Genomic DNA, 11,405 nt, shown 5'->3' on the forward strand with positions numbered 1-11,405 from the left:
GTCGGGGCATCCCGGGCTACGGTATTGTCGTAATTACGGCATTTGTGAACCCGAAAGGGAGCCATGGAAACCGACGCCCTCACCTCAGCGCTGCTGCAGGAACTGCGCGCGCCCCAGCCGTATCCGGTCGTCTCGCTGAGCATGCCCACCCACCGCCGCGAACCCGACAACGCCCAGGACGGCGTGCGGCTGCGCAATCTGGTGGCGGAGGCCGTGCACCGGCTGGAGGCCGACGCATCGGTCCCGCGGAAGGCGCGGATCGACATCAAGGCACAGCTGGACCGGGCCGTCGCGGACCTGGACCTGAGGCATGCGCAGGACGGTCTTGTCATCTTCGTACGCCCCGACGAGCACCAACTCTGGTCGCTGCCGCGCCCGGTGCCCGAGCGCATCGTGCTCAGCGACACCTATCTCACGCGCAACCTGGTCGCCGCGAAGGCGCAGTCCAGGCCGTACTGGGTACTGGCCGTCGCAGCCGACCGCGCGACGCTCTGGGACGGCTCGGGCGAGAGCCTGCGCGAGCACACCGCGGACGGATTCCCCCAGGAGCCCGAGGAGATCCAGAACGACGTGCAGCGCGAGGAGCGCCAGGGCGACACCCCCAGCACTTTCAGGGACGAGACGACCCGGCAGTACCTGCGCAGCGTCGACACCGCACTGGGCCACCTGCTGGCCGCACATCCGCGCCCGGTGTACGTGGTCGGCCTGGCCCCCGCCCTCGGCGCCTTCGAAGAGGCCTCGGGGTCGGGCCGCAAGCTCGCGGGGAAGCTGCTCAAGGGCGGCCTCACCCATGGCCCCGCCACCGAACTGCACACCCAACTGAAGCCGCTGGTCGAGGAGTTCGAGAAGAAGTCGGCCGGCGAAGTCGCCCGTCGGCTCGACGAGGCGCGCGGGCGGCGCACCTTCGCCGCCGGTCTCGACGAGGTGTGGGAAGCGGTGCGCGAAGGCCGCGTCGCGCTGGTGGCCGTCGAGGACAACTTCCAGCAGACGGTACGGCTGGAGGACGGCCACCTCGCTCCGGCCGACGCGGACGGTGCGCAGAGCGCCGACCACGAGGTCCGTGAGGACATCGTCGACGAACTGGTCGAGGCGGCCCTGGACAGCGGCGCCGAGGTGGTCTTCCTCCCCGACGACGCGCTCGCCGCCCACGACCGTATCGCCGCCGAACTGCGCTACTGAGCGAGCAGCAGCCTGCGGCTCTCCTTGACATCGAAATCGGCCTTCGGGTACTGGGGGTCGAGGGCTTCGAGGTGTTCGAGGAGCAGCTTGCTGATCGCCCAGTTCCGGTACCACTTGCGGTCGGACGGCACCAGGAACCAGGGCGCGGCGTCCGTCGAGCACCGCTCAAGAGCGATCTCGTACGCCTCCTGGTAGGCGGGCCACAGGGCGCGCTCCTCGATGTCGCCCGGGTTGAACTTCCAGTGCTTGTCCGGGTTGTCGAGCCGCTCGATCAGCCGTCGCTGCTGCTGCTCGTAACTGATGTGCAGGAAGATCTTGACCACGGTCACGCCGTCCTCGGCGAGGGACTGCTCGAAGCGGTTGATCTGCCCGTACCTGCGGCCCAGTTGGCTGCCCGGCACCAGCTCGCGCACCCGCGCGATCAGCACGTCCTCGTAGTGCGAGCGGTCGAAGATGCCGATCTCGCCCGGCTGCGGAAGCGCCTTGACGATGCGCCACAGGAACGGGTGGTTGAGCTCCTCGGCCGTCGGCTTCTTGAAGGCCTTGATCCGGCAGCCGGACGGATTGAAGAGGCCGATGACGTGCTTGACGACCCCTCCCTTGCCGCTGGTGTCCATGCCCTGGAGCACCAGCAGCACGCGCCTGCGGTCGCCGCCCGTCGAGGCCGCGTACAGCCGCTCCTGGAGATCGGCGAGCCGTTCACCCATCAGAGTGGTCCCGGCAAGACCGTCGGCCTTCTTCTGCGGGCCCGCAGGGAGGGCTTCCGGATCGTACGAGGAGAGATCGACCTCGGAGCCGGGCGGGATGCGCAGCAGCTCGCGCAGGTCCTGAGCCTTCTTCGGGGCCTGCTTCTTGGAACCCTTCTTGGCCACTGCGCATCCCTTTCAGCCGACGGTTAACACCATGGTCCGGTGACGGCGAAGGTCGTGCCAGGGGTGTAGCAGTTCACGAACATCGTCCGGCCGTCCGGAGCGAAGGTGACCCCGGCGAACTCGCCCCACTCGGGGGCTTCCGGTGTCCCGATGTTCTGCCTGCCGCGCGCCATCGGATAGACCGTCCCCTTCCGGTCCAGGCCGAAGACGTGCTGCGCCCCTCCGCCGTCCTCGCAGACCATCAGGCCGCCGCTCGGGGCGAGCGTGATGTTGTCGGGGGACTCCCCGGGCAGCTGCACATCCGTGTCGGGCCCGAAGATCACGACCAGGGTCAGGCGCCGCTTCTTCGGCTCGTACCGCCAGACCTGGCCGAAGTGGTCGCCCGCGGCGCCGTCCTTGGAGATGGCGAAGCTGGAGACGAAGTACACGCAGGAACCGCCCCAGTAGCAGCCCTCCAGCTTCTGCGCGTGCGTGATGCCCTTCGGCCCGAAGTCCTGCAGCCGGATGGGGGTTTCCTTCGCGAGCGGATCCGGTACGGGCACCCACTCCACGCCCCCGAAGCTCGTCCCGGTCTCCTGCACGGCGGAGAGATCGGGCACCCCCGGCACCCGCATCGCCTCCAGCGTGCCGCCCGCGCGCAGCGAACCGATGCCGCCCTGCGGCTTGTTGGGGTGGAAGCGGTAGAAGAGACCGAAGGGCTTGATGAACGCGTCCTCGGTCTCGTAGACCGTGCCGTGGTCCGGGTCGATGGCGATCGCCTCGTGCGCGAAGCGGCCCATCGCGGTCAGCGGGACGGCGCCGGTGCGCTGCGGGTCGGCGGGGTCCGTCTCGAAGATGAAGCCGTGGTCCTTGGTGTAGCCGTTGGTGCCGGCCTTGTCCTCGGTCTCCTCGCAGGTCAGCCAGGTGTGCCAAGGGGTGGGCCCGCCCGCGCAGTTGACGGCCGTACCGGCGATGGCGACCCGCTCGGACAGCACGTTGTTGCGGCCGTCCACCTCCAGGGCCGTACAGCCGCCCAGACCGTTCGGGTCGTAGGTGATCCCCGGGATCGCCGGCACCCGGTGCTTGGCGGTGACGCGGTTCTCGTGATTGCGGACCAGGAACGTGCGGCCGCGCCGGCCGGGCAGGGCGGCCATTCCGTCGTGGTTGGAGGGAACGATGCCCTCGCCGGAGCGGAGCTGGTCGCCCTCGCGGGAGAGGACCTTGTAGTGGAAGCCCCGGGGGAGATCGAGCAGGCCGGCGGGGTCGGGGACGAGCGGGCCGTAGCCGGATCTGCCGGACGGCTGGGCCGCCGCCGTCCCTTCGAAGAGCGCCGAGAGAGTCCCGGAAAAGGCGATACCGGCGCCGAGGGCGCCGGTACGGGTCAGAACGTGACGACGTGTCGCATCGGTCATGGGGCAGCTCCCTGTTGGCGGACAGGTGGTGCGTGACCCGCATGTGTTTAGCACGTAAGTACTGACACGTGAACCATGCGAGTCACGCGGCCCCGGATGACGGGTGGGTCAGGCGAGCTTCGCCGTGAGCGTGATCGTCGTACCCGAAAGGGCCTGGCTCACCGGGCAGTTGGCCTTGGCGTCCTCGGCCGCGGCCTGGAAACCGGCCTCGTCGAGACCCGGGATCTGGCCCTCGACCGTGATGTGGATGCCGGTGATCCCGGTGCCCGGCTGGAAGGTGACCTCGGCCTGGGTGGTCAGCTGGGTCGGCGGGGTGCCGGCCTTGGTCAGACCGTTGGACAGCGCCATGGAGAAGCAGCTGGAGTGAGCGGCCGCGATGAGCTCCTCCGGGCTGGTCTTGCCATTGGCCTGCTCGGCGCGGGCCGGCCAGGAGACCGGGTACTCGCCGATGCCGGAGGAGTCGAAGGTGACGACGCCCGAGCCCTCGAGGAGCGTGCCGTCCCAGACCGTGTGCGCCTGACGCGTGGTGGCCATGATGAATCCCAATCTGTTGGCTGGTGGTCCCAAACCTACTGGGCCACCAGACCCTTCGCGTCGCGTGCCAGCGCCGTGAGACGGGAGATCGCCCGGAAGTACTTCTTGCGGTAGCCGCCGTTCAGCATTTCTTCGCTGAACAGACGGTCGAAGGGCAGACCGGAGGCGAGCACCGGTATCTCGCGGTCGTAGAGCCGGTCGGCGAGGACCACCAGGCGCAGCGCCGTGGACTGGTCGGGCACCGGTGCCACATCGGTGAGACAGACCGCGCTGACCGACGCGGTGAGCGCGCCGTAACGGCTCGGGTGGATCTTGGCGAGATGCGCGAGCAGCGCGGGGAAGTCGTCGAGGGACGCTCCCTCGGTGGCGTACGCCGCCTTCGTGACCTGCTCGTCGCTGTACGGGGCGGGAGCCTCGGGCAGACCCCGGTGCCGGTAGTCGTCGCCGTCGATGCGCAGCGGGCGGAAGTGGGCGGAGAGTCCCTGGATCTCGCGGAGGAAGTCCGCGGAGGCGAAACGGCCCTCGCCGAGCTTGCCGGGCAGGGTGTTGGAGGTCGCGGCCAGGGCGACGCCCGCCTCGACCAGCCTGCGCAGCAGGGAGGAGACCAGGACGGTGTCGCCCGGGTCGTCGAGCTCGAACTCGTCGATGCAGAGCAGCCGGTGGCCGCTGAGGGTCTGGACCGTCTGCTGGAAGCCGAGCGCGCCGACCAGGTTCGTCAGCTCCACGAAGGTCCCGAAGGCCTTGAGCTCGCGGGGCGCCGGGGTGGCGTGCCAGACCGAGGCGAGGAGGTGGGTCTTGCCGACGCCGTACCCGCCGTCGAGGTAGACACCGCGCGGTCCGGTGGGCGCGGCGGGCTTTTTCGTACCCCCGAACCAGCGCTTCTTCGCGGAGCCCGCTCCGGTCGCCGTGGCACCGCCGAGACCGGCGGCGAACGCGCTGAGGACGGCGACCGCCTCGGTCTGGGTGGGCTGATCGGGGTCGGGGTTGTACGTATCGAAGCGCACCGAGTCGAAGCGCGGCGGCGGCACCATCTCCGCGACCAGACTGCTCGCGGGGACGTGCGGCTCTAGGGCGCACAGGGACTGGGGGACCACTTCAGCTATGGACGACGACACAGTTCTTAACTCTATGCGCCGTGCCACACTGCCTGGCATGCGACGCCTGCTCCCTGTGACCGACCAGACACCCCCAGAGTCCCCGGAGGGCCGCGACTGGAGCCTGGACGAACTGGCCGATGCCTACGCATACCCGGAGGCCATCCCGGGAGCGGGTGCCCCCTGGCTGCGGGCCAACATGGTCTCCTCGCTGGACGGTGCGGCCCAGCACGACGGCCGCTCGCAGCCCATCTCCTCCGCCACGGACATGAAGATCTTCGGCACCCTGAGGGCGCTGGCGGACACGGTGGTGGTGGGTGCGGAAACGGTTCGCCTGGAGGGCTACCGTCCCGCCCGCGCCCGTGAGGCCTTCGCCGCGCGCAGGGCGGCGGCCGGTCAGGGACCCGCACCCGCGATCGCCGTGGTGAGCGCGAGCCTGGAGCTGGACTTCGACCTCCCGCTCTTTGCCGCGCCCCTCGTCCCGACCCTGGTCCTCACGGGGGCCTCGGCGCCCGAGGACCGCGTACGGGCGGCCGAGAAGGCGGGCGCCGAGGTCGTGATCGCGGGTGACGGGGCGGGTGTGGATCCGGCCCGGGCCGTACGGGAGCTGGGCGAGCGCGGGCACGGGCGGCTGCTCACGGAGGGCGGGCCGCGGATGCTGGGCCAGTTCGTGGCGGCGGGGGTCCTCGACGAGCTCTGTCTGACCCTCTCGCCGACCCTCACCGCGGGCGACGCGCAGCGGATCGCGGGGGGCCCCGCACTGGCCGTGCCGGAACGCTTCTCCCTGGTGTCCCTGCTGGAGGAGGCCGGGTTCCTGTTCAGCCGCTACCGTCGTGTCTGACAAGCGGCGGAATTTGCCGTTCCGGTTAGCTCCGGATGGGCACACTTACCTTGTTCAGACCCCGTGCACGCACGGGGAAGGATGGTTTCAGCAGAAGGGCTCCAGCGGTGTTCACGAGCGTATTGATGATCGAGAAGCCCCTCACCTCCGAAGACGTGGAGTTCGTCACGACGCTGCACGGCGACGAACAGGTCTCCTTCGTTGTGCTGATGCAGCCGCGCGGCGACCAGGCGGACGTACTGCTGCGAGCCATCGACGACGTGGCCATGGGCGAACTGGACGACGCCGCCCGTGAGGGCGACGTACTCGAAGGAGCGGACGCCAGGCTTCCCGCAGAGCAGGCCCTGCAGCACTCCCTGCAGGCGCTGCGGGACGCCGGCGCCGCGGCGGAGGGGCAGGTCGTCGAGGAGCACCCCCTCGACCTGCTGACGACGGTCGTCACCGAGAAGAGTGCCGACGAGGTCATCGTGCTGACCGAGCCGCACTACGTCGAGGAGTTCTTCCACCGGGACTGGGCCTCGCGCGCCCGTCACAAGGTCGGCGTACCGGTGCTCAAGCTCTTCGCGCACAGCGAATAGGCTGGGCCGCCTCACTTACGTCCGTACACCTTGGGGAGAAACGCACATGGCACCCGGTATTCCTGCCGCCATGGACCGACCGCACTTCATCGGCATCGGCGGCGCCGGAATGTCGGGCATCGCGAAGATCCTCGCGCAGCGCGGCGCCAAGGTCGCGGGCAGCGACTCCCGGGAGTCGGGCACGGCGGACGCCCTGCGCGCGCTGGGCGCGACGGTGCACATCGGCCACGACGCGGCGCACCTGGCGGACGACTCCACCTCGGTCGTCGTCTCCAGCGCGATCCGCGCCGACAACCCCGAGCTGGTGCGCGCGGCCGAGCTCGGCATCCCGGTCGTCCACCGCTCGGACGCGCTCGCCTCCCTGATGACGGGCCTGCGCTCGATCGCGGTGGCCGGCACCCACGGCAAGACGACGACCACCTCGATGCTGGCCGTCGCCCTGACCGAGCTGGGCCTCGACCCCTCGTACGCGATCGGCGGCGACCTGGCGGGACCCGGCACCAACGCACGCCACGGCGAAGGGGAGATCTTCGTCGCCGAGGCGGACGAGAGCGACCGGAGCTTCCAGAAGTACGACCCCGAGGTCGCCATCGTCCTCAACGTCGAGCTCGACCACCACGCCAACTACGCCTCGATGGACGAGATCTACGACTCCTTCGAGACCTTCGTCGGCAAGGTCGTCCCCGGCGGCACCCTGGTCATCTCCGCCGACCAGCCGGGCGCGGTCGAGCTGACGAGCCGTATCCGCGACCTCTCCACCCTCAAGGTCGTCACGTACGGATCCGCCCCGACGGCCGACGTACGCGTCCAGAAGGTCACCCCCCGCGGCCTGACCAGCGAGGTCACCGTCGTCCTCGGCGGCAAGTACCTCACCTTCACCGTCTCGGTCCCCGGCAGCCACTACGCCCACAACGCGGTCGCCGCCCTCGCCGCCGGCATCGCGCTCGGCCTGCCCGCGCACAACCTGGCCTCCGCGCTCGGCAAGTACACCGGCGTCAAGCGCCGCCTGCAGCTCAAGGGCGAGGAGGCGGGCGTCCAGGTCATCGACTCGTACGCCCACCACCCCACCGAGATGACCGCCGATCTGGAAGCCATGCGCGGCGCGGCCACCGACGCGCGCCTCCTGGTGGTCTTCCAGCCCCACCTCTTCTCCCGCACCCAGGAGCTCGGCACCGAGATGGGCCAGGCCCTGGCCCTCGCGGACGCCTCGGTGGTCCTCGACATCTATCCGGCCCGCGAGGACCCGATTCCCGGCATCACCAGCACCCTGATCATCGACGCGGCGAAGGCGGCGGGCGCCGACGTGACCGCCGTACACGACAAGGGGACGGTCCCGGACGTCGTGGCGGGAATGGCGAAGCCGGGTGACCTCGTTCTCACCATGGGCGCGGGCGACGTCACGGACCTGGGTCCGGCCATCCTCGCCCGCCTTTCGAACTGAGGGGACCACCATGTCGTACGACATCGACAAGCCCGACGAGCAGTGGCGCGAGGAGCTGAGCCCGGCGGAGTACGCGGTACTGCGCCAGGCCGGCACCGAGCCCGCCTTCGTCGGCGAGTACACCGACACCAAGACGACCGGCGTCTACTCCTGCCGGGCGTGCAACTCCGAGCTCTTCCGCTCGGACACCAAGTTCGAGTCGCACTGCGGCTGGCCGTCCTTCTACGACCCGAAGGACACGGAGGCGGTCGAGCTGATCTCCGACACCTCCCACGGCATGACCCGCACCGAGGTGCGCTGCGCGCGCTGCGGATCGCACCTGGGCCATGTCTTCGAGGGCGAGGGGTACGCCACCCCGACGGACCAGCGGTACTGCATCAACTCCATCTCGCTGCGGCTGACGCCCGACGAGAAGTGAGGCGTGAGCCCGGTCGCGGGGGGGGGGGGGGGGGCGGCCCCCCCCCCCCCCGCGACCAGGGCGCTTACCGGGTTGAGCGCTTGCTCGTGGCGCCCCCGTTGATCACGAACTGCGATCCGGGTTCCACCAGGATGTTCCCGTCCCGCGAATCGGTGATCGTCACGTTCGAGAGGGTCGCGCTGCCGCGCGCGCCGCCCATGGCGAGGATGCCGGAGCCGTTGTCGGACTTGGAGATCGTGACATTGCTGATCTTCACGTCCGGGACGGTGCCGCCACCGGTCTTGAACTGGATTCCGTCGTACGTCGAGTCCTGGATGTCGGTGTCGCGGATCGTGACACCGGTGATGTCCGGGCCCTGGGCGAACAGCGTGATGGCGCCGAACTCCTGGTCCTCGTTCCAGAACGCGCCGCCCGTGCGGTACAGGCCGTTGTTCGCGATCAGTGTCTGCCCGGAGAAGGGCAGCGGGTCGTGGTCGGTCGCGAGCATGATGCCCGGGTAGTTCATGGTGTCGTACACGAGGTTGTTCTCGATCTTGTTGCCGTAACCCCCGTACACCGCGATGCCGTTGGCGCGCCACGGCAGCTGGATCGTGTTGTTGCGGAAGGCGTTGTCGTGGCCGATGTCCACCGACGTGTCCTTCACGTACTTGTTGGCCCACACCGCGAGCGAGTCGTCACCGGTGTTGCGGAACGAGGAGTTGAACACCGTGGAGTTGCGCGTGCCGTTGGAGAAGTTGATGCCGTCCGCATAGGTGTTGCGGATCCGCATGCCAGTGAACTCCACGCCGTCGCCCGGACCCCACAGCGCCTGGATGTTGTCGTAGTCGCGGCCGACCCAGGTGGCCACGTTGGCGTGCTCGATCCACACGTTCGTGATCTTGGTGTCCTTGCCGAAGCGGCCGTTGAGGCCGACGCCGCCCTCCTGGTTGCCGTCGCCGCCCCGGATGGTGCCCGAGCCGAAGATGGCGATGTCGGAGATCTGGGTGTTGTTGTCGATGTCGAAGCCGAAGTTGCCCTCGTGCGGGTGATTGATGCCGCCCGCGTCCTGCGGCGGGATCAGCGAGTAGAGCTGCGAGTGCCACATGCCCGCACCGCGGATCGTGACGTTCGAGATGCCCACCTGGTTGTACTGGCCCCTGTTCAGCGGGTCGTCGGTGAGGATCTTCTGCTCCTGGCGCCACTGGCCTGCCGGGATCCACACGCAGGTGATGTCGCCGTTCTGGTCGGCGGTCACCGCACGCTGGATCGCGCCGCTGTCGTCGATGCCGTCGTTCGGGATCGCGCCGTACTCGGTGATCGAGGTGCAGGAAGCCGGCTTGCTCGCCGCCGGTGCGACCTGCTCCAGGTCGATCAGGTCGACGATGTAGAACGCCGCGTCGTCACCGGCGTCGCGCTGCAGCCGGAACTTGGTGCCCTGCGGGTAGGTCTGGGCGAGCAGCGCGTGCGACTCGTCGAAGAGCCGCCGTGCGTCGCCGCCCGGGGTGTTCGTCAGCCCCTCGGGCTGGTCGGTGTTGCCGTACAGCCAGCTGTTCTTGGAGGAGAGGGTCACCTTCTGCACGAACGTCCCGTTGGCGTAGAGGCTGAGTGTGGCCTCCCTGCCTCCGCCGCTCGGTGCGTCCGGGATGGAGTTGCGCACGACGATGGAGTTGGAGGCACTGGTCGAGGTGAACTCGACGTACTGACCGGTGGAGTTGAGACGCACCGACTTGCGGCCCGAGGACTCGGTGGCGAAGTTGGTGTGGCCGAAGGTCCGCAAGGCGTCGCTCTCCAGGAGGGTGCCCTGGTACGTGCCGTCCTCCGCCTCGTACTCGACGTACGGCACCGCCGCTCCGCGCCCGACGACGACGGAACGCGCGAACACGTTGTTCTGCTCGTTCGTCTCGGCGACGACGCCGGTGGCGTCGGCGGTCGCGGTGAGGGTGGCTCCGCCGCTGGTCGCCGTCCAGCTGCCGGTGATGTCGACGGTGGCCGTCTCACCTGCGGCGATCGCCGGAGTGGTGCCGTTCAGCGTGGTGTCGCCGACGGTCAGCCGGGTGACCGATCCGGCGCTGACGGCGCTGGTGCCGCGGTTGTGCACCTTCACCGCGAAGGTGACCTTCGAGCCGACGGCCGGGCTGGCGGGGTTGGACGTGATGCCGGTGGCCTCCAGGTCGGGGCCCGGCGTCTGGCCGACGGTCAGCTTCGTGTCCGCGGTGCGGCTGTTGTTGCTGTTGTCCTGCTCGGGAATCGTGTCCGTCGGGTCGACCACCGCGGACACCGTGTAGCTGCCCTGCGCCCGCTTGCCGACGGCTACCGGAACGGTTGCCGACGCGCCTGCGGCGAGCGCGGCCACCGGGGCGCTGCCCGCGACCGTGCCGTCCAGGCTGACGTTGACCGTGGTCGCGGCCGAGGCCGCCGAGCCGGTGTTGCGCACGGTGGTGTTCACCGTGACCGCGTCGCTCTCCGAAGGCTGTTCGGGACTCCAGGCGAGTGCGCCGACGGTCAGGTCAGGGCTGGGTGCGGCGGTTCCCATGACCTGGAACTCCGCGACCTGCCCGCCGTAACCGGAGCTGTTTCCGTAGAACTTCAGCTGTACGTCGGCGAGTCTGCCGGTGACGGGGATGGTCACGCTGTTCTGGTCGGCGCCGGGGTCGAAGGTGTAGTCGGCCCGCGCCTTGAGCGAGGTGAAGACCCCGGCGGACTGCTCACGGCCGAGCACCTCGACGCTCTGCGTACGCGCCGACCAGGCCGGATCGGGGTTGAGCTTGACCACGACCGAGTCCACATCGGCGTTGGCTCCCAGCTTCACCGTGAGTGTCGACGGATTGCCGCTCGACTCCCAGTAGGTGCTGGTGCTGCCGTCGTTGGCGTTCGTGGCGACATAGTTCTGTATCGATGAGGATGCCTCGACCGGCTTGTTCAGTGCGAGGTTCTTCGCTTCCGCCGCCGCGTGCACCGCGGACTCGGCGGCCGTGGCGGTCACGGGCAGGAGCGCCAGGGTCGTCAGTCCGGCGCTGAGCGCGACGGCGATCATCCGCCGGCTCTTCCGTCTCCATCTCATGGGGGTCCTCTCGGTGC

At 69.3% G+C, this 11,405-nt stretch carries 10 protein-coding genes; 5 read left to right on the plus strand and 5 right to left on the minus strand.

What is annotated here, in order from left to right; genetic code table 11:
• Positions 1-63: 63 nt before the first annotated feature.
• A complete protein-coding gene (locus AB0H78_RS24225; protein WP_363236623.1) occupies positions 64-1,179 on the plus strand; it encodes a chemotaxis protein in 1,116 nt (371 codons plus the stop codon).
• Here AB0H78_RS24225 and AB0H78_RS24230 read toward each other — a convergent pair.
• From AB0H78_RS24230 to zapE, 4 genes are all read right to left on the minus strand, one after another.
• Positions 1,173-2,051, minus strand: a complete 879-nt coding sequence (locus AB0H78_RS24230; RefSeq protein ID WP_363236624.1) for a PPK2 family polyphosphate kinase — start codon at positions 2,049-2,051, stop codon at positions 1,173-1,175. The two genes, AB0H78_RS24225 and AB0H78_RS24230, sit on opposite strands and share 7 nt — an antisense overlap.
• 23 nt (positions 2,052-2,074) lie before the next feature.
• A complete protein-coding gene (locus AB0H78_RS24235; protein ID WP_363236625.1) occupies positions 2,075-3,442 on the minus strand; it encodes an alkaline phosphatase PhoX in 1,368 nt (455 codons plus the stop codon).
• A 108-nt stretch (positions 3,443-3,550) separates the two neighbouring features.
• The gene (locus AB0H78_RS24240) at positions 3,551-3,976 is read right to left on the minus strand and encodes an OsmC family protein (protein WP_363236626.1); all 426 of its coding nucleotides are present in this window, start codon (positions 3,974-3,976) and stop codon (positions 3,551-3,553) included.
• Positions 3,977-4,011: 35 nt separating this feature from the next.
• Positions 4,012-5,130 carry a cell division protein ZapE gene (zapE, locus tag AB0H78_RS24245; RefSeq protein ID WP_363236627.1) on the minus strand — a complete coding sequence of 373 codons (1,119 nt, stop codon included), beginning with the start codon at positions 5,128-5,130 and terminating at the stop codon, positions 4,012-4,014.
• Between zapE and AB0H78_RS24250 the strand changes: the two genes are divergently transcribed.
• From AB0H78_RS24250 to msrB, 4 genes are all read left to right on the plus strand, one after another.
• Positions 5,129-5,911, plus strand: a complete 783-nt coding sequence (locus tag AB0H78_RS24250; RefSeq protein ID WP_363236628.1) for a pyrimidine reductase family protein — start codon at positions 5,129-5,131, stop codon at positions 5,909-5,911. The two genes, zapE and AB0H78_RS24250, sit on opposite strands and share 2 nt — an antisense overlap.
• Before the next feature lie 107 nt (positions 5,912-6,018).
• The gene (locus tag AB0H78_RS24255; protein ID WP_363236629.1) at positions 6,019-6,489 is read left to right on the plus strand and encodes an indole-3-glycerol phosphate synthase; all 471 of its coding nucleotides are present in this window, start codon (positions 6,019-6,021) and stop codon (positions 6,487-6,489) included.
• A 46-nt stretch (positions 6,490-6,535) separates the two neighbouring features.
• Positions 6,536-7,930 (plus strand): UDP-N-acetylmuramate--L-alanine ligase, encoded by a 1,395-nt coding sequence (gene murC / locus AB0H78_RS24260; protein WP_363236630.1) that lies wholly within the window; start codon positions 6,536-6,538, stop codon positions 7,928-7,930.
• Between the two features lie 10 nt (positions 7,931-7,940).
• Positions 7,941-8,348 (plus strand): peptide-methionine (R)-S-oxide reductase MsrB, encoded by a 408-nt coding sequence (gene msrB, locus AB0H78_RS24265; RefSeq protein ID WP_363236631.1) that lies wholly within the window; start codon positions 7,941-7,943, stop codon positions 8,346-8,348.
• A 64-nt stretch (positions 8,349-8,412) separates the two neighbouring features.
• Here the strand turns inward: msrB and AB0H78_RS24270 are convergent, their stop codons facing one another.
• The gene (locus AB0H78_RS24270) at positions 8,413-11,388 is read right to left on the minus strand and encodes a CARDB domain-containing protein (protein WP_363236632.1); all 2,976 of its coding nucleotides are present in this window, start codon (positions 11,386-11,388) and stop codon (positions 8,413-8,415) included.
• Positions 11,389-11,405: the final 17 nt, after the last annotated feature.

Origin of the sequence: Streptomyces sp. NPDC050738 (genome assembly GCF_040654175.1) — a bacterium.
Classification (GTDB): domain Bacteria; phylum Actinomycetota; class Actinomycetes; order Streptomycetales; family Streptomycetaceae; genus Streptomyces.